This window comes from Polaribacter sp. L3A8 (assembly GCF_009796785.1).
Lineage (GTDB): Bacteria > Bacteroidota > Bacteroidia > Flavobacteriales > Flavobacteriaceae > Polaribacter.
The window spans coordinates 2,255,436-2,274,034 of sequence record NZ_CP047026.1 but is presented as its reverse complement, the minus strand read 5'-3'; the positions used below and the strand labels follow the sequence as shown (position 1 = coordinate 2,274,034).

14 protein-coding genes are annotated in these 18,599 nt (G+C 30.6%); 6 read left to right on the top strand and 8 right to left on the bottom strand.

The genetic code is table 11. From position 1 onward, the window contains the following. Positions 1-6 precede the first annotated feature (6 nt). From GQR92_RS09410 to GQR92_RS09400, 3 genes are all read left to right on the top strand, one after another. Positions 7-2,211 (top strand): tetratricopeptide repeat-containing sensor histidine kinase, encoded by a 2,205-nt coding sequence (locus GQR92_RS09410; RefSeq protein ID WP_158839022.1) that lies wholly within the window; start codon positions 7-9, stop codon positions 2,209-2,211. A gap of 219 nt (positions 2,212-2,430) precedes the next feature. Then, on the top strand, positions 2,431-3,162 hold the full coding sequence (locus tag GQR92_RS09405) for a LytR/AlgR family response regulator transcription factor (RefSeq protein WP_158839020.1): 732 nt from the start codon (positions 2,431-2,433) through the stop codon (positions 3,160-3,162). Positions 3,163-3,191: 29 nt separating this feature from the next. Beyond that, the gene (locus GQR92_RS09400) at positions 3,192-3,707 is read left to right on the top strand and encodes a gamma carbonic anhydrase family protein (protein ID WP_158839018.1); all 516 of its coding nucleotides are present in this window, start codon (positions 3,192-3,194) and stop codon (positions 3,705-3,707) included. Positions 3,708-3,908: 201 nt separating this feature from the next. On the opposite strand, the gene GQR92_RS09395 is transcribed toward GQR92_RS09400, so the two are convergent. Both GQR92_RS09395 and GQR92_RS09390 read right to left on the bottom strand, forming a co-directional pair. Continuing rightward, positions 3,909-4,394 carry a hypothetical protein gene (locus tag GQR92_RS09395; protein WP_158839016.1) on the bottom strand — a complete coding sequence of 162 codons (486 nt, stop codon included), beginning with the start codon at positions 4,392-4,394 and terminating at the stop codon, positions 3,909-3,911. A 177-nt stretch (positions 4,395-4,571) separates the two neighbouring features. Beyond that, a complete protein-coding gene (locus tag GQR92_RS09390) occupies positions 4,572-4,982 on the bottom strand; it encodes a hypothetical protein (RefSeq protein WP_158839014.1) in 411 nt (136 codons plus the stop codon). Positions 4,983-5,080: 98 nt separating this feature from the next. Between GQR92_RS09390 and GQR92_RS09385 the strand changes: the two genes are divergently transcribed. Beyond that, complete coding sequence (locus GQR92_RS09385) at positions 5,081-6,712, top strand: mechanosensitive ion channel family protein (protein WP_158839012.1); 1,632 nt, start codon at positions 5,081-5,083, stop codon at positions 6,710-6,712. Positions 6,713-6,809: 97 nt separating this feature from the next. Here the strand turns inward: GQR92_RS09385 and GQR92_RS09380 are convergent, their stop codons facing one another. Next, positions 6,810-7,763 (bottom strand): tRNA dihydrouridine synthase, encoded by a 954-nt coding sequence (locus GQR92_RS09380; RefSeq protein WP_158839010.1) that lies wholly within the window; start codon positions 7,761-7,763, stop codon positions 6,810-6,812. 532 nt (positions 7,764-8,295) lie between these two features. Between GQR92_RS09380 and GQR92_RS09375 the strand changes: the two genes are divergently transcribed. Next, positions 8,296-9,264 (top strand): IS110 family transposase, encoded by a 969-nt coding sequence (locus GQR92_RS09375; protein ID WP_158838331.1) that lies wholly within the window; start codon positions 8,296-8,298, stop codon positions 9,262-9,264. A 209-nt stretch (positions 9,265-9,473) separates the two neighbouring features. Here the strand turns inward: GQR92_RS09375 and GQR92_RS09370 are convergent, their stop codons facing one another. The 5 genes from GQR92_RS09370 to GQR92_RS09350 all read right to left on the bottom strand — a co-directional run bounded on the left by GQR92_RS09370 (position 9,474) and on the right by GQR92_RS09350 (position 18,093). Next, complete coding sequence (locus GQR92_RS09370) at positions 9,474-10,502, bottom strand: hypothetical protein (RefSeq protein WP_158839009.1); 1,029 nt, start codon at positions 10,500-10,502, stop codon at positions 9,474-9,476. A 248-nt stretch (positions 10,503-10,750) separates the two neighbouring features. Beyond that, positions 10,751-12,337: a carboxypeptidase-like regulatory domain-containing protein gene (locus tag GQR92_RS09365; RefSeq protein WP_158839007.1), complete on the bottom strand. Its 1,587-nt coding sequence runs from the start codon at positions 12,335-12,337 to the stop codon at positions 10,751-10,753. Positions 12,338-12,419: 82 nt separating this feature from the next. Continuing rightward, complete coding sequence (locus GQR92_RS09360; RefSeq protein ID WP_158842083.1) at positions 12,420-14,906, bottom strand: zinc-dependent metalloprotease; 2,487 nt, start codon at positions 14,904-14,906, stop codon at positions 12,420-12,422. A 292-nt stretch (positions 14,907-15,198) separates the two neighbouring features. Beyond that, positions 15,199-17,097 (bottom strand): amidophosphoribosyltransferase, encoded by a 1,899-nt coding sequence (locus GQR92_RS09355; protein WP_158839005.1) that lies wholly within the window; start codon positions 17,095-17,097, stop codon positions 15,199-15,201. Positions 17,098-17,166: 69 nt separating this feature from the next. Then, positions 17,167-18,093 carry a PfkB family carbohydrate kinase gene (locus tag GQR92_RS09350; protein WP_158839003.1) on the bottom strand — a complete coding sequence of 309 codons (927 nt, stop codon included), beginning with the start codon at positions 18,091-18,093 and terminating at the stop codon, positions 17,167-17,169. Between the two features lie 72 nt (positions 18,094-18,165). Between GQR92_RS09350 and GQR92_RS09345 the strand changes: the two genes are divergently transcribed. After that, positions 18,166-18,588: a SufE family protein gene (locus tag GQR92_RS09345; RefSeq protein WP_158839001.1), complete on the top strand. Its 423-nt coding sequence runs from the start codon at positions 18,166-18,168 to the stop codon at positions 18,586-18,588. Positions 18,589-18,599: the final 11 nt, after the last annotated feature.

The following is an 18,599-nucleotide window of genomic DNA, read 5'->3' as shown; positions in this document are numbered from 1 at the left end:
AACAAAATGATTTTAAGAAATTACATAACCTGCCTTTTTATATGCTTATTTGTAACTGTTTCTGCACAAGAAATACATACAGGTTTGCAAAACAATGAATTCGATGTAGAGGTTGTTGTAGAAAATAAAGACTCTGGGGATTATATTAAAAATGCAGAGGTTTTTGTAAGCGGTAAGTATTTTAATTATAATGAGATTTATAGTTATTACTTAATAAAGGCCAAAGTAGGCGATCAGTTAAGGGTTTCTCATCCAGATTTTGAAACGGTTTATTATACGATAAAATCGGATGAAGAAATAAAGATTTTGGTAGAAGGTTTACCTGCAGAAAGAGAAGCTGTTCTTAGTAAAAGTTCTCGTAAAATGAAATCGATTAGCGCAACAGATCTTTATCATCAATATTTAGATTCGGTAAATTTTTACAAGAAAAAAGATATCGATTTAAGTTTGTCTTTTGTAGAAAAAGCGTTGCAGAATAATCAATCTAAACAACGAAATGCTGTTTCTTATAAAACCTTAGCAGATGTTTATTTGTATTGGAAACAGTACGATTTAGCGGTCAATAATTATAAATTATCTATTCAAATAAAGGAAAATACTGCCACAGAAATTGCTTTAGCAAATGCTCAGTTTTTATTAAAAGAATTTAAAGGAAGTAAAAATACATACACTAATTTATTAAACCAGAAACTAAGCAATTATGAGCGTATTCTTGTTTTAGAAGGTTTGGGAGATGTAGATTTTTCATCAAAAAAATACAACACCGCTAAAACGTATTATAAACAATCTTTAGAACTCGCCAAAGAGCGTTTGGTTACTTCTAAAATTACCGATTTAAACTCTAAGTTGGCAACTGTTTTTGCATCTGAAGGAAATGTTGCAGAAGCAAATATTCAGTTTAATAATTCACTGAATTTAGCCGCCAAAGAAAATGTAGACAGATCTTTAGAAGAGGAAGATAAAGTAGCCGATTTTTACAATTCTAATCGTCAGTTTGATGATGAAATTAAACTACGAAAAGAAAGTTTAATTAAGGCTGAGAGTCATAAAACATCAGAAAAGAAACTTAATTTAGAACCAGATTCGATTACTTCTCAAAAAATAAATTACAAGATTGGTAACGCTTATATTTTAAAAGAAGACTATAAAAAAGCAATTCCGTTTTTAGAAAAAAGTAAAAAAGATGCCGACGAAAAGAAAGACATTACCATAGAAAAAGATGCTACCAGAAAATTATCTGAAGTATATGCAACTGTTGGTGCGTATGACAAGGCTTTAAAAAGTTACCAAGATTATGTAAAGTTGGTAGATGAATCTTACATACAAAAAGAGCAAGAAATTCAGCAAGTAAAAAGGTTTTCTAAGAAAATATCAGACAATCAAAACCGAATTTCTAGTTTAGAAAAGGACAAAGAATTGGCAGAAAGTAAAATTAGTTTGGCGTATATAGATCAAAAATTATCTGAAGAAAGTAATCAAAAACAACGAATGATTATTTACTCTTTAGTTGGTGGTTTTTTATTGATGAGTTTGTTAGCGTATTTTATGTTTAGAAATATTAAACAACAGAAATTAGCCAATAATTTGTTGGCATTAAAATCGATGCGTTCTCAAATGAATCCGCATTTTATTTTTAATGCTTTAAACTCTGTAAATAGTTTTATTGCTGTTAATGATGAAAGAAATGCAAACAGATATTTGTCTGAATTTTCTTCATTAATGCGTGCTGTTTTAGAAAATTCTGATGAAGATTTTATTCCCTTAACCAAAGAAATTGAACTGCTAGAATTGTATGTAAAGTTAGAGCATAATCGTTTTAAGGATAAATTCGATTATACGATTTCTGTGGATGAAAACATCGATTTAAAACAATTTTCTATTCCGCCAATGTTGTTGCAACCTTATATAGAAAACGCAATTTGGCACGGATTAAGATATAGAAAAGAGATTGGGCAGTTAGCTGTTTCTATCGATAAAAAAGATGATGATACAGTTTCTGTTACCATAACAGACAATGGAATTGGACGGGAAAAATCGCAAGAATTAAAGACGAAAAATCAGCTAAAACAGAAATCTAAAGGAATGAATAATATAAAAAATAGAATTGCTATTTTAAATGATATGTATAAAGATAGAGTTTCTGTGGAGGTTTCTGATGTTATAGAAAACGGAGAAGGAACCAAAGTAGTATTGTTGTTGAAAAAAAAGTAGTTGTAACACAGAGATTCACAGAGAAAGACGCTGAGTTTCACTGAGAATTATTTTAAAAAGAAACATACTCGTTCGTGAAAACCTATACTATTTCTGATGAAAATTCAAATAAAGAAACCTCAGTGTATCTCTGCGAAATAACACAAATAAAACAGTAAAAACTCGGTGAATCTCTGTGAAGATGCTCTGTGTATCTCTGAGTAATAACAAAAAAAAGGAATGAAATTAAAAGCAATCATTGTAGAAGACGAGCAAATTAGTAGAGATATTTTGCGAAATTATATTGGTAAATATTGCCCTAATGTTCAGTTATTGGGAGAGGCAAGTAATATTGATGATGGTTACAAATTAATACAAGAACACGAATTAGATTTGGTGTTTTTAGATGTAGAAATGCCTTTTGGTAATGCGTTCGATTTATTAGAAAAAGTAGAAAACAGAACCTTTGAAACCGTTTTTGTAACCGCCTACGATCATTATGCAATAGAGGCCTTAAACAGTCATGCAAGCTATTATTTACTAAAACCAATTTCTATTGATGAGCTGATAAAAGCGGTAAATATTGTTACAGAAATTAAGGAAAAAGAAAACCAGTTACAACATCAAATATTAGCGCCAAAAACAAATTCGGCAACCGGTAAAATTACCATTCCGCAACAAGATGGTTTTGAGGTTTTAGATATAAATGACATTGTTTTTTGTAAAGCAGACGATAATTATACCGAAATTCATTTGGCAAATTCTAAGAAATTAGTGAGCAAAACCTTAAAATATTTCGAAGAAGCTTTAACGGAATATACGTTTGCCAGAATTCATAAATCTTACTTGGTAAATGTAAATGCCATAACCAAGTATAAAAAGGGGAAAGGAGGAAGCGTACTTGTTTCTAACGGAAAAGAAATTTTAGTTTCTGCCTCTCAAAAAGCGAATTTATTATCTTATTTTAAGTAAATTTATAGTTCATTTTTAGAACTTAAATTATGGCAATTATAAAAGAAGTAAGAGGGAATTATCCGCAAATACCAGAAGATTGTTACGTAGCCGAAAATGCAACTATTGTTGGCGAAGTTTCTCTAGGAAAAGAATGTAGCATTTGGTTTAATGCAGTGCTAAGAGGAGATGTGCATTTTATAAAAATTGGTAATAAAGTCAATATTCAAGACGGAGCGGTTATTCATGCAACGTATCAAAAATCGCCAACAACCATTGGTAATAACGTTTCTATTGGGCACAATGCATTGGTGCACGGTTGTACTATTCACGATAATGTTTTGGTAGGTATGGGTTCAATTATTATGGATGATTGTGTAATAGAATCTAATTCTATTATTGCCGCTGGAGCGGTAGTTACCAAAAATACAATTGTAGAAAGTGGAAGTATTTATGCTGGAGTTCCTGCTAAAAAAGTAAAAGACATTTCTGAAGAATTAATTTCAGGCGAAATCGATAGAATTGCAAATAATTATGTAAAATATTCAAGTTGGTTTAAGGAGTAGGTTTTGGACGTTGCATAAGGTAAGGCTTTTACTACTCGCTTTTTTTGTAAAAACAAAAAAGAGCTCAAACAGATGGCCTGTCTTGAGCGAAGTCGAAAGATTCAATCCCTAACGCAAAATATCAATTTGTTATAAAAACAAAAACCCGATTTCAATTAAGAAATCGGGTTTTTTTCAATCAACTAATCAACCAAAACTAGTTTACTTTCCTTGTTGAGATCTATTACCTCTTTTACTTCCCTTGTTATTTTTAGAACCTTTTTTTCCTTTCATTTTATTCATTGCCATTTTGTTTCTACCTTTTTGCATTTTTTCAAACTTTTCAAACTGCTCTTTGTTTAAAATGTCTTTCATTTTGTTTTTCATGTAAATCTTATCATCTAACCGCTTGTTTTGCATGGCATATTTTTCATCTGCAGTAGGTCTTTTTTTATCACCTTTGTTAGCTTTTCTTTGTTCCATAGCAGCTTTTCTTTCTGCCATTTTAGCCGTTATAAGAGGCTTTATTTCATTTTGTTGTCTATCAGATAAATCTAAAGCCAATGTCATTTTTTTAACAGCTAAAGTAGCGTGTTGCTCTGGGGTTAAGTTAGAAGATTTATCTCCATGTCCTCCTCTTTTTTTCTGTGCTTGTGTAGTAAATGTAATTGCAAATACTAATACTAAAATGCTTACTAAATTTTTCATATTTATATTATTTTTTATGTTAATGTGTATACTTCTTTGACTGTTTAAAAAGAAAAAGGTTTAATGTAGTTTTATGTTTAACAAGTATTTAACATATTATAAATGTTGTAAAAGTAAAAACTCGATCTCTATAAAGAAACCGAGTTTTTTAATAAACTAATCAACCCAAAACTAGTTTTATTCTTTTTTATTTTTTTTCTTTTTGCCTTTATTTTTAGCATTTTCTTTTCTTTCTTTAGCCAATGCTTCAAATTTTTCTAATTGCTCTTTGTTAAGAATTTTAGCCATTTCTGTGTTAAAAGCAGTTTCTTTAGCTATTCTGTCTTTTCTGTCTAATTGACGCTCTTCTTTAGAAGGCTTTTGTCCAGATTCTTTAATTGCTTTTCTTTTTACCATAGCAGCTTCTCTTTCTGCTAATTGATCTGCTAAAAAAGGTTTAATTTTACTTTGTTGAGCCTCCGTTAAATTTAAATCTTTAGTCATTTTTTTTAGCATTTTTTCTGCTGAAGGTTTACCACCTTTTTTTTGCGCTTGTGCAGTAAATGTAAAAGCGAAAACTAAAACTAATATGGTTACTATTTTTTTCATTTTTTTATTGTTATTTATTAATTACTCATCTTTGACACTTAAAAAATGAAAAGGTTTAAATTTGCTTTTTTATTTAACACATTTTTAATAAAGTACTGATGAAGAATTTTTTGTGGTTTCTTGTTTTCTTGCCAATGTTTACGGTTGCTCAAGATAGTATTCGTGTAGATATGAGCAATCCTCACGCTACAGTGTATACACATTTATACTTTTTACAAACTGACACTTATGCGCCTAAAAAAGCGGCAAAAACTATTTTAGGACTTTCTGAAGAGCAGGCAATAGAAAAAGCAATAAAAATAAAACAAGTTTTAGATGGTAAAGGCTTGTATGTAGATGTAAATAAAATTCCTACCAACCCAAATTACAAAGATACTATTGGGTATTCTTCTTATCATAGATATGTGTTGTTTCCTTTAAGAATGCCAGAGATTTATATAGAGAAAATAGGAGAGAACTGGTATTATTCAACAGAAACAATTGCCAGAATAGAAAGTTTATATAAAGGGGTTTATCCTTGGTATGTGCAGAAGTTACAGAAATTAGTACCTGTTTCTGGACATAAAAAAATATTAAATTTAGAACTGTGGCAAATTGTTGGTTTGCTAATAATACTAGCTTTAGGATACCTTATTTTTTTAATTATTAAAAGAGTTGCTTTTTTTATTTTATTAAAGATTCAACATCAAATTACAAAAAACACCAATTTAGAAGTTAACAAAGTAATTAAAAAGTTGGCACACCCAATAAGTCTATTAGTTACGTTAACTTTTGTAGATAAAGTTTTTCCATCATTACAATTTGGTTTAACAACAAATACGTGGGTGTTTTTGGTTTTAAACATTGCAGAAACAGTGTTCTGGATTTATGTTTTCTTAAAATTAGTACAAGTGATAATGCGTATTTATGCAGAGTTTACAGAAAGAACACACGGTAGGTTAGATGATCAATTAGTGCCTATTTTGCATAGTTTTCTTACAGGTTTAGTAGTTGTTGTTGGTATTTTTAAGTTGTTAATGCTTTTTGGAGTAGATACTACAACCATGTTAGCTGGAGCAACTATTGGTGGTTTGGCATTTGCATTAGCGTCTCAAGACACAGTAAAAAACTTAATTGGGACCATCATGATTTTTCTTGACAAACCTTTCCATATAGAAGATTGGATAGAAGCTGGAGAAGTAGTAGGTACTGTAGAAAGAGTTGGGTTTAGATCTACACAAGTGCGTGCAGCAGATACTTCTATATATCAAATACCAAATAGTAGATTGTCTGAATTGGTTATTAATAACAAAGGTTTGCGTTTGTTTAGACGTTACAATACCAATTTAGGTTTGCGTTATGATACACCGCCAGAATTAATAGAGGCCTTTGTAAAAGGAGTAAGAGAAATTATTATTGCACATCCAGAAACACGTTCAGATTCTTATAATGTTGAGTTTAATGGTTTTGGAGATTCTGCATTACTAATTATGGTAAATGTATATTTTAAGAGTTTAACTTGGGGTATAGAACAATCATCAAAGCATAGATTGCATATTGCTATTGTAAAGTTAGCGAAAGAATTAGGTGTAGATTTTGCTTTCCCTTCTACAACAGTTACGATAGAAAATTTCCCGGAGAAAAAAGGATTAAATCCTAAATATAATATAGATCAAGCAAGAATTGATGCTGTAATTACTAATGTTGTAAGTGATTTTAATAAAGGAAATCCATCAGAAACTAGTTCATAAAGCACTTTAATTTAAAATAGACTGTCATTTCGAGGTTACGAAGCAATCTGCTTATAGGTTAAGGAGATTGCTTCGTACCTCGCAATGACGAACTGATTTATCCGTTTTTTGCTTCTTTAAAAATTTCTCTTACGACAATCTCGTAATTCTTTACGTTGCTTGCTTTTTTAATTTTTTTATACGTTTTCTGAGGATTTGAAAAGCTTTGAGAAAAATACTCCCAAAAACCAAGCATTTTCATTTTAATAGGAGTTGGTCCAGAAAGTGCAGCGTCATATTCTGTAAAAATACGATTGTGAAATTCATTAAAAATATCAAATCTATTTTTTGGATATTCTGTGGTATCGTTTTTAATCATACTTGGTAAAAAAGGATCTGCAATTAAGCCTCGTCCAATCATCCAATGATCTATTGATGTAAATCGTTCTTGTAGTTTTTTAAATGCAGCAACGGAAGTGATATCACCATTATAATACATTTTATGCTTGCTGTTATCTAAACATTTTTGAAATGCCTCTAAATTGGTTCCGCCTTTGTATAACTGTTTTCCTATTCTTGCATGAATAGCAATGTTTTTTAAAGGATAAGTATCTAAAATAGGCAACACATCTAGGATTTCTTCTGGAGTTTCATAGCCCATTCTCATTTTCATAGAAACTAAAATATCAGATTCATTATGAATTTTATGAAGAATACTATTTATTTTTTCAGGATCTGCAATTAATCCAGAACCCATTCCGCGCTTGGTAACCATCGGGTAGGGGCAACCTAAATTCCAATTTAATTCTTTGTAACCTAATTCTCTTACGTATTTAGCTACAAAAAGAAACTCTTCTACATCGTTGGTAATAATTTGCGGAATTACTTCTAACTCAGTATTATTCTCTAAAAGAATATCTTTCTTGTAAGAATTTTTAATCACCATTTTACCATTCAAACGAATGTAAGGTGAATAGAATGTGTCTATTCCTCCAAAAAAATGATTGAATGCATTTCTAAATTTGTAATCTGTAAATCCTTGTAAAGGAGAAGATAAAAGTGTCTGACTCATAAAAAATATTCTGCTGCAAATATAGAATACTTTTTAATGCGTTTGATAAACTTAGTATCAGATATTAGAATAAATACTCACAAATTGTTTATCGAGTTTCTTATTTTAAGTTGAGGTAGGGTTATGGTTTTGTTATCGGTTAGTATAAGAATAGTAGGGCATAAAAAATGCACAAACCATTCAGTTGAGCCACAGGCTCTTTTTTTGTTTTTACAATTTAGACTAATTAAAAACTAAAACAATAAAGGGCGACTTTGCAAATACAAAATTACCTTTGTATTAAGCCAAAACCACCCTATTATTTTTATACTTCTTAAGTTAGCATTTTATAATAAAAGACTAAATTTAAGTATATAATCAGAAAGAATAAAAGAGAGAATTAAGGTTAATTTATACGGTGAAGCTTAGACTTCGACAACATTGGTAATCCTCTCTCTTTTCTACTAAAATCACGTTCAGTTCTGTGAGACCTAGATCTCGTTTTCAAGTTGTTGTGAGTAAAAGTAGGTTATTCTTTCATAAATCAGTTCTTATGAATAAATATAAGGAAATTTTTGGAGTTGACATCAGTAAAGACGTTTTTGATGTTTATGGAAGTACAAGTGGTCATGATCAGTTTAAAAATGATGAATTAGGGTTTAAAATATTCTTAAAAAATCTCCCTAAAAACTCATTAGTAATTATGGAAGCAACGGGTTATTACCATTACAGGTTAGCTCAGTTTTTATACAAACAAAGCATTTTTGTATCTATTGTAAATCCTTTATCTGTAAAGCGTTTTATCCAAATGAAATTGTCTAAAGTAAAGACGGATAAAAGTGATGCAAAGGCTATCTGTGAATATGGAGGCATCAATGAAGTTCCATTGTATACTGCTCTTACCAATGTTCAGAGTGAGTGCTTACAGTTGTTTAGATTATTAGATAGTGATATTAAAAAACGCACAGCGGTAAAGAATAAAATTCACGGAGAAGAAGTTTTAGGGATTCCCTCTAAGTGGGTTTATGGTTCTTTAAAACGGACTAAAAAACATTTAGATAAAGAGATTTTAGGAATCGAAACAAAAGTACTTTCGTTAGTAAAACAAGACCAGCAAGCACAATTAACATTACTAACTAGTATTCCAGGGATAGGTTTGAAAACGGCATTGTTTTTAATCGTAATTACTGATGGGTTTAGGAAGTTTGAAACGGCTTCACAATTATGTAGTTATGTAGGGATCACTCCAACGATAAGAGTGTCTGGAAGTAGTGTACGTGGAAGAAGTAGAATAAGTAAGGTTGGAAATAGGAAACTACGAAACCTCTTGTTTCTCTGTGCTTTTACAGCTTGTAAACATAATAAAGGATGTCGTGAGATTTATGAGCGAATTGTTAACAAGGGTAAGAGTAAGAAATTGGCTTTAATAGCGGTTTCAAATAAATTGATAAAACAGAGTTTTGCTATCGCAAAATCAGGTTTACCATATGACGAAACGTACGTTTCTGTTTTATCAAAATAAATAGTAATTACATAAAAAATAAAAGCTCAAAATACTAATTGATAGAATTATGAGCCTATAATAATAGTGCGTAAATTTAATGAAGAAAAGAGTTGTTTTTTAGCTCAGTTCTTTGTTGGCAATAGTTATTTATTTTAAAATAATTCGAATTAGTGTTGCCATAAAACGATTGTAACACCAAAAACAACCAATTTTGTTTTCGGATTCGATTATTTTTGAATAAAAGCTACACCAAATGGGTTAGTTCCAGAATCTAATGTTGTATTTGATGTTAATTGTCCATTAGTTATATCAAATAACTCTATCTTGGTTTGTGCTCCACCCGAATAACTAACAATTAGTTTGTTACCAGAATTATTTACAGCTAAGTTATGTGTGGCATCAAAACTAGTGTTAAGTGTCGAAGTGATATTGTTTTGAGCATCGATAACACCTAACCTTCCATTGGGTAAATCGGCAGCAAAAAGATAATTAGCGCTAGCTGTTACTCCGTGAGAACCAGAAAAAGAAATATTTTCTATTTCAGTTAAATTATCTGGTTGGTGTTGTTTAATTTCTCCAGCGTTTTGGGAAAGCGAGTATAGCGAATTATTGAAAAATCCAACGTGTCCGTCACCACCAAATTCAAACGTATTTGCGATTGAAAAATCATCTGTATTGTATTGTACAAGATGGCTAGTATTCATCCCATCCAAAATAGTAACATATGCGAAATTGCCTTGTGGATTAATTATAACATCGTGTTGAATTGCATTAGTAGAAAGACCTAAAGTACTTGGTAAATTAATTGTCTGTTTTACAGTAAATGTATTTAAATCTACAACAGTGGTTGTTTTTACAGAACTATTAATATTATTTACCCATAATTGATCTACAGAATCATTTAACCAAAGGTGGAATGCGCCTAACCCAACTAAAACACTACGCTCTATTTTAAATGTCTCAGAATTAATTTCATACAACATTCCATTTTCTAAACCACCTGTATAAATTCTATTTTTTTTTCTAGAATATGCTACATAAGTAGGTTGAGTACCATCGGGTAGCGAAGTTGTTCCTAATAAAGATAAATTTTCTGTGTTATGATATGTAATGGTATTGCTCCCCCTATTGGCTACTGCAAAATAGCTTTGAGGCTCATTAGCCGAATCATTATCATCATCTCTACAAGCGACAATTACAAATGCGAAGATTGATAACAAAAAAAGGATTGATAAGTAATTTTTATTTTTTTTCATTTTGATTTGTTTTTTTATAATTAATATTTTTAAATAATTAGTTGATATTTTTTATAATTCCTTACAACTTCGTGAGTTTAATTATTGCTAACTTTATTGATATGGCGAGTTTTAATTTGATATATCAGACGATAACGAAATTAGTAATTTTTAGGTTTAGAAACAACCCAAATTACTAGGTATAAAAAAGCCTCATCAATTAAGACGAAGTTTTAGCTTTTTTTTAAATACTCATATGTAATCAAAAATTAATTTTTACTAGATTTTAAAGGAGTGTTTAACCAGTAATCATGTTCTAGTTTTAACTTGGTTATTTTGGCTCTAGATAATGGAGCATTTTTATCTATAAACTTGTTTTGTGGAGTTGCTGTTTTATTCTCAAAGGTTTCTTGTACAAAGAATTCTCGGTATTTATTCATCTTTATACTCGCTCTTTTATCAATTTCATGACCACTTAGATCTTTTAACTTGGTAATATCAAACTGAAAAAAAGAAGTATATCTAGGGTTATTTTTTTCGTTTTCAAAATTTATTTCGGCAATAGATTTGTCATCAATAAAAACATTAAAAATTCTTAGACTACCTTCAAAAGGACTAATAGCAGTTACTTTTAATCTTTTATTTTTGTAATAGATTTTAAAATTTCTTTTATCAATGCTTGTAAGTGCTACACTTCTGTTAAAATAGATTTTAAAAGTTTTTTGTTTGCTATTGAAAAAGGTTTTATCAATTTTAAAATAATTTCCATTGGTTGCTTCAAAGAAATTATTAAAAGTGATGTAATTCAAATACATTTTACCTTTTTTTGGTGTGTATTCTATGGTAACAGCATATTGTGGGTTTTTCTTGTTTCTATAGTAGAGATTGTAGTTCAATTTATAAATAGAAAAATCTTGTTTAGAAATATAGATACTGCCATAAGCAGAGTATTCAAAACTTGTTTTTTCTAAAATAGAAGAAAATGTTACTTCATATAAAGGGATACTATCTGCAAACACGATGTTTTTTAATCTGAATTTATGGTTTTTTACAAAGTCTTTTTGAAAAACATTGCTGTAGGAAAAAGACATTTTATCATGACTTCTAATCGTATTTGTGAGGTTTAATAAGTTGAGCTCATTTCCGCCTAAAGGAGTGATATATACACTTTCAGAATATTTTTTGTTTTTATTGTCATAAGGAATTGTAAGTGTAGAGTCTCTAATAAACTTTGTGTTTATTTTATAATTATATAAAAGAGACTGATTTTTATTGCCTTTTAATTTATCACTATCAAAACCTGCATCAAAAGATTCTATAATTGCTTCATGGACATTTAGGTATTTAATTGCTACTTTAGATTGTCTGTTCTTTTGATAAGAGTCTCCAACGGGTTGCTGGTAATCTCTATAATAACCAATATAAGAATGTGGTTCTGTTGGATAGTTATCCAATATGTTTTTAATGGCTCTTTTAACAATTTGGATGCCTAATAATTTTCTTTTTTTCTTTTTAGAGGTTTTGATAACAACTTCATCTAACTTATTATTTGAGGTGGATAAATAAATGATATTTATACCATTGCTATTTAGTTTAGATAGTTGTACTTCTTTAGATAGATATCCAATGGAAGATATTTTTATAATTCCGTTGCTTTTGTATTTAATAGGAATTTGGAAACCTCCATTTAAGTCTGCATGTGTACCTCTTTCTATCTTTTTAAGCATTACGGTAGCATACGTTATAGGTTCTTTAGAGGTTACATCTAAAACTCTACATGTAATTTTTTCTTGAGAAAAAGATGAGGTGATTACTAAGTTAAAAAAAAGTATAAAGAAGAATCTTTTTTGTTTCAAAATAGAATGCTTGTAATTATTAAAAAAGCAAAAACCACGCCAATTTAAGACGTGGTTTTAATATGTTATAATTCTAAATAAATTATTTAGGATCTAAAATTGTATCAATTCTATCTACAACATCTTGTAAGTGGTAACGAGTTAACGTATTGCCTCTGTTAGATGCAGATTTTGCATCACGTTGTAAACGTTTTAACTCTCCTATTGCTACAGATTTTACATCAGATTGGTTGATTGTAATACCAGTTTTTTTACTATAACCGCTATTAGCACCTTTTTGGTCTGATGCCTTATTTAGTAGGTAATCTAACCTGTCTAAATAAGCTCTTTGTAAGTTTCTTCTGTAGGTGTCAATAGATTTTTCTGCATAAATTTCACTCCAAACTCCTTTTCTTAAATCGCTCATCATGCTAATTAAAGAATAAGCTTTAGAACCATTAGAGGTTTCATTTTCTATCATACGTGCCATTCTACCAGCATCTAATATATTATTTAAAGTTCTTGCTTGTAAACCTCTAACTCTTTCTACAGAACCAGAAAATTCAGTTTTGCTAAAAATGTTTTGGTCTAACATCCAAGTTGGTGTTTTAAATAACTCATCAATAACAAATTGTAACGCTTCTTTTTGAGTTGCTTTATCTACAGGAGTGTACACAGCACCTTCTTGGTCTGTGGTTTTAAAGTTTTCGTAAACCCCACCAACATTTGCTGTCACGTGACCCATGTATCTGTTAAATTGACTTAAAACTTGTCCGTACATGGTAGATAATTCGTCATAATTTTCACCTTTTTCAGATGTCCATTCCTCTAATCTAGGTAAAATTCTTTGTAAATTTTTAATACCATACATAGAAGCTTTCATAGCGTTGTCTCCTAAATCTTCTGTTTGAGAACTAGGATCTACAACTCCAGATGCTTGTTGATGTCCAAATCTGTACATTGGGTCTCCTGCATGTTTTAAAATCCAAGAGTCTAAAATTGGTTTTTCATCAATAGCACTTTTATCTAAAATAGGTCTGTATCCCCAAGAAATTGCATATTTATCGTAGGTACCAATATTTGGCATTAATGCAACACCTTTATCTTCTGGTTGTGCAACGTAATTAAAACGAGCATAATCCATAATAGAAGGTGCTGTTCCGTACTTTTTAGTAAAAGAAGCAGAGCGTAAAGAATCTACTGGATACGCTGTAGAACTCCCCATATTATGAGGTAATCCTAGAGTGTGACCAAGCTCATGAGAAGAAACAAACTTAATTAATTCTCCCATCGTTTCTGTCTTAAAATTATTTCCTCTTGCATCAGGATTTATTGCTGCAGTTTGTATAAAGTACCAATTGTGTAATAAAGTCATTACATTATGATACCAGTTGATATCCGATTCTAAAATTTCTCCAGACCTTGGGTCACTTACGTGAGGTCCGTTTGCATTAGGAATTGGAGACGCTAAATATCGAATAACAGAATAACGAACATCTTCTGGGCTATACTCTGGATCTTCTTCTTTAGTTGGTGCCATTTTACCAACAATTGCATTTTTAAAACCTGCAGCTTCAAAAGCAACTTGCCAATCGTTTACACCCTGAATAATATAAGGAACCCATTCTTTAGGAGTAGCTCTATCTACATAATAAACAATTTGTTTTTTTGGTTCTACTAATTCTCCTCTTTTAAATTTCTCGATATCTTCTTCTTTAACCTCTAAACGATATCTATCTAAATAAGTTACGGTTTTACTTTTTTGAGCTTCTAAGCCATAATCTACTTGTCCGCGAGCAAACCATCCTACACGTTCATCAAAATAACGTCTTTTCATAGGTACCTTAGGTAGTAATACCATTGAGTTACTCATTTCTAAAGTAATAGAACCTAGTGCGCTGTTTGAAGGTGCTTTGCTTGCAATATAAGTTTTTACATGTCTAATTTCTATGTTTTGTGGGTAACTACTGATGCGATCGATATAAGAACGATCTTTATCCATTCTTGTAGCTTGATACGTTTTTCTGTCTTTAGCAGGTAAGCCTAATGGTTTAATGTCTGTGGCAAATAAAGCGGTAGCATCTATTACTGTTGCTGTAGAGTCTTTACTTATTGCTTTTATTGGAAAAGAAAATAAAATAGGCTCTAAATTAGAATTTACAACCGCTTCATGTACGGGTAAAATAGTATCAGCAACTACGTCGTAAGAAACAATTCTTAAAAGAATTTGTTTTTTTTTCTTTTCCCAACGTAGTACTTGTGTATTGGTTTTTCCTCCACCAAAACCAATACCATTCGCAGTTTTAGCAATTCTTGTAACCATTAACATTTCTCTTGTTAAAAGAGAGTCTGGAATCTCAAAAAGATAGGTATTGTCTTTTGAGTGGACTTTAAATAAACCTTCGTCTGTTTTATGTTCTTTGGTAACGATTTTCCCGTAAGGTTGTATATCGCCTTTTTTTGGGGTTGGTTTTTTAGCTTTCTGTGTTGTCTCTTTTTTCTTTTTCTTCCAGAACTGGGCATCCATTTCGGTAGAAAAACCAAGTACAAAAGCAACTAAAAGTAATTTAGTAAGTAGTTTTTTTGTCATCATTAAGTTTTATTTGAATTATGACACAATTTAGGAAAACTATAAAAAATGAATCTTAAAGAAATGTTAAAGGAAGATAGGTTGTTTAAATGAGAATAAATACTAAAATATAAGAAGTTATTATGTAAATATTTTAGGTGTTTAAGAGGGAGTGCTTAATAATGTTAAGTTGTAAGTTGTATATAAGTAAGTGTACGAACTTAATTTTTATAAGTGTGTTTAAAACAAAAACTCATCTACAGTTAATTGTAGATGAGTTTTTTAAAGTTTAGAAATAATAAAAGAGTTGGTCTTAATAAGCTCTTTCGCTATTACCTTCATAAAAGTTAATAAAAGCTTGGTTTACAACTCTATGTCCGCCAGGAGTAGGGTAGTTACCAGTAAAATACCAATCTCCGAGATTATCCGGACACGCTTTGTGCAAACCTTCTATAGATTGATAAATAACTTCTACACCTGCTTTAATATCTTCTGTTTTTAACATTTCTGCAATTTTAGCAGAAATCTCTTCAGCTTTAAAAGGATTATAGATTTCTTTTACGTGGTTTGTAATTTCTATATCTGGTTTAGATTGTTGCTCTTTACATTTCTTGTAAACATCGTCTACAATATGATATTGATTTGTGTCTTTAAGTAATTCTAAAGCAGCTTTAAAAGCAATAAAATCATCAATTCTAGCCATGTCAATTCCGTAACAATCTGGGTAACGAATTTGTGGGGCAGAAGAAACAACAACTATTTTCTTAGGGCTTAATCTATCTAAGATTCTAATAATACTTTTCTTTAAGGTTGTTCCGCGAACAATACTATCATCAATAATAACAAGGTTGTCGGTAGGTTTTACAACACCGTAAGTAATATCATATACATGCTCTACTAAATCATCTCTACTGCTATCATCAGCAATAAAAGTTCTTAGTTTTGCATCTTTAATTGCAATTTTTTCAAAACGAGGTCTTTCAGATAAAATTTCTGTAACCTTTTGAGCAGATAATTTTGTTCCACCTGCTAATATTTTTGCTGTTTTTTGCTCATTCAAAGAATCTTCAGCAGCTTCTGTCATTCCGTAAAAAGAAGTTTCTGCTGTATTTGGAATAAAAGAAAAAACAGTATTAGAGATATCGTTATCAATAGAATTTAAAACTTTAGGAAACACATATTTACCTAAATTTTTACGTTCTTCATAAATAGAAGCATCACTTCCTCTAGAAAAATAAATACGCTCAAAAGAACATGCTTTATTTTCTCTTGGTTCTAAAACTTTTTTGATAGACGTTTTTCCGCTCTTTTTAATAATTAAAGCATGGCCTCTTTTTAATTCTTGTACGTCATCAATCTTTACATTAAAAACAGTTTGTATTACTGGTCTTTCTGATGCAACAACAACTACTTCTTCGTCTTCATAAAAGTAAGTAGGTCTAATTCCGTTTGGATCTCTTAAAACAAAAGCATCTCCATGTCCAACTAAACCTGCCATTGCATATCCACCATCCCAGTTTTTAGAAGATCTTTTTAATACCTTTTTAAGACTTAAATTTTCTTCGATAAATGGAGAGGCGTTTCTTTTATTAAAACCTTCTTTTTTAGCTTGTTGATATAATTTACCCACTTCATCTTCTAAAAAATGACCAATTTTTTCCATTACAGTTACCGTATCGGTAGACTCTTTTGGGTGTTGACCTAACTCAATTAACTCTTCTAACATTTGTTTAGAGTTTGTCATATTAAAGTTACCAGCAACTATTAAGTTTTTGTGTCTCCAATTACTTTGGCGTAAAAAAGGGTGTACACTTTCTATACTATTTTTACCAAAAGTACCATAACGCACGTGTCCTAAAAACAAATTACCAACATAAGGCATGTTTTCTTCTTGCCATGCAACATCGTCTTTTTTATCTGGATTTTGTTCTAAAATTCCATTTAAACGTTCGTTAATTTGAGCAAAAATATCTTGTATGGGTTGCGATTGGTTAGAGCGCACTCTACTAATATATCTTGTGCCTGGGGCTACATTAAATTTTATGCTAGCAAAACCGGCACCATCTTGTCCGCGATTGTGCTGTTTTTCCATTAATAAATACATTTTGTTGATTCCGTAAAAAGCAGAACCGTATTTGTCTTTATAAAATTGTAATGGTTTCTTTAGTCTAACAAGTGCAATTCCACATTCGTGTTTAATAGCATCACTCATTGGTATTTATAGTTTTTTTGTTGTGTTGTTGTAAAAAAAAAAGCCGCAGCAAAAAGCCGCGGATTAAAATTAAGATATTTTTATATCAAATTGTGTTAATTCTTTAAAAGCTTGTAATCGCTTTTTAACTTCTTCTTCTGTAAGGTCTTGCATGCGTTCTGTACCAAACTTTTCTACACAGAAAGACGCTAGGTTAGAACCATATATAATTGCATTTTTCATGTTGTTAAAAGAAATGTCTTCTGTTTTTGCTAAATAGCCACAAAAACCACCCGCAAATGTATCTCCTGCTCCTGTTGGATCAAAAACTTCTGCTAAAGGTAATGCAGGTGCATAAAACATATCTCCTTCATTAAATAATAAAGCACCATGTTCTCCTTTTTTAATGACCACATATTTTGGTCCCATTTTATGAATCTTTTTAGCTGCATTTACCAAAGAATATTCTCCGGATAATTGACGCGCTTCTTCATCATTAATAGTAATTACATCTACTCTCTTTAAAACGGTATGTAAATCTGCTAAAGCAATGTCCATCCAAAAATTCATAGTATCTAAAACTACTAATTTTGGTCTTTCTGTCATTTGGTCTAAAACAGATGCTTGTGTTAAAGGATGTAAGTTTCCTAACATTACAATACCTGCGTCTTTAAAACTTTCTGGTACAACGGGTGCAAATGTTTCTAGTACATTTAATTCTGTAATTAAAGTATCTCTAGAATTCATATCATTATGATATTTACCACTCCAGAAAAAAGTTTTACCTTCTTTGTTTACTTCAATTCCATCAGTATTAATTCCTTTAGAGTTCATCATTTCTAAATATGAAGAAGGAAAATCTCCACCAACAACAGAAACAACGCCAGTTTTTACTCCAAATTGACTTGCAGCTAAACCTACATAAGTTCCAGAACCACCTAATATTTTGTCCGTTTTCCCAAAAGGAGTTTCAATAGCATCAAATGCTACTGTACCGACTGCTAATAATTTGCTCATTTCTTAGATTTTATACGTAATTTTGCATTCAATAAGAATGCTTTTTTAAAAGTGCAAAAATAAGTTTTAAAAATGACTATCAAAGAAATACAAGAAGAAATTATTGATGAGTTTTCTATGTTTGATGATTGGATGGAACGCTATGAGTACATTATAGAGTTAGGGAAATCTTTACCAATTATTGATGACGCGCATAAATTAGATGAAAATTTAATAAAAGGATGCCAGTCTAAAGTATGGTTATATTCAGAGTTAGAGAACGATACTATTAAGTTTACTGGAGATAGTGATGCTATTTTAACCAAAGGAATTGTGGCATTATTATTGAGGGTTTATTCGAATCAAAAACCAATAGATATTTTAGGTGCTACCACAGATTTTATTGATGAAATCGGTTTAAAAGAGCATTTATCACCTACCAGAGCAAATGGTTTAGTTTCTATGATTAAGTATATAAAAATGTATGCCATAGCACAACAAACGAAATTAAATTAGCAAATTAAGAT

Excerpts from the sequence above, each read along its gene's own strand:
- GQR92_RS09355 (WP_158839005.1), bottom strand. The coding sequence starts at position 17,097 with ATGAGTGATGCTATTAAACACGAATGTGGAATTGCACTTGTTAGACTA.
- GQR92_RS09370 (WP_158839009.1), bottom strand. The coding sequence starts at position 10,502 with ATGAAAAAAAATAAAAATTACTTATCAATCCTTTTTTTGTTATCAATC.
- GQR92_RS09395 (WP_158839016.1), bottom strand. The coding sequence starts at position 4,394 with ATGAAAAATTTAGTAAGCATTTTAGTATTAGTATTTGCAATTACATTT.
- GQR92_RS09390 (WP_158839014.1), bottom strand. The coding sequence starts at position 4,982 with ATGAAAAAAATAGTAACCATATTAGTTTTAGTTTTCGCTTTTACATTT.
- GQR92_RS09405 (WP_158839020.1), top strand. The coding sequence starts at position 2,431 with ATGAAATTAAAAGCAATCATTGTAGAAGACGAGCAAATTAGTAGAGAT.
- GQR92_RS09400 (WP_158839018.1), top strand. The coding sequence starts at position 3,192 with ATGGCAATTATAAAAGAAGTAAGAGGGAATTATCCGCAAATACCAGAA.
- GQR92_RS09350 (WP_158839003.1), bottom strand. The coding sequence starts at position 18,093 with ATGAGCAAATTATTAGCAGTCGGTACAGTAGCATTTGATGCTATTGAA.
- GQR92_RS09360 (WP_158842083.1), bottom strand. The coding sequence starts at position 14,906 with ATGACAAAAAAACTACTTACTAAATTACTTTTAGTTGCTTTTGTACTT.
- GQR92_RS09345 (WP_158839001.1), top strand. The coding sequence starts at position 18,166 with ATGACTATCAAAGAAATACAAGAAGAAATTATTGATGAGTTTTCTATG.
- GQR92_RS09385 (WP_158839012.1), top strand. The coding sequence starts at position 5,081 with ATGAAGAATTTTTTGTGGTTTCTTGTTTTCTTGCCAATGTTTACGGTT.
- GQR92_RS09410 (WP_158839022.1), top strand. The coding sequence starts at position 7 with ATGATTTTAAGAAATTACATAACCTGCCTTTTTATATGCTTATTTGTA.
- GQR92_RS09380 (WP_158839010.1), bottom strand. The coding sequence starts at position 7,763 with ATGAGTCAGACACTTTTATCTTCTCCTTTACAAGGATTTACAGATTAC.
- GQR92_RS09375 (WP_158838331.1), top strand. The coding sequence starts at position 8,296 with ATGAATAAATATAAGGAAATTTTTGGAGTTGACATCAGTAAAGACGTT.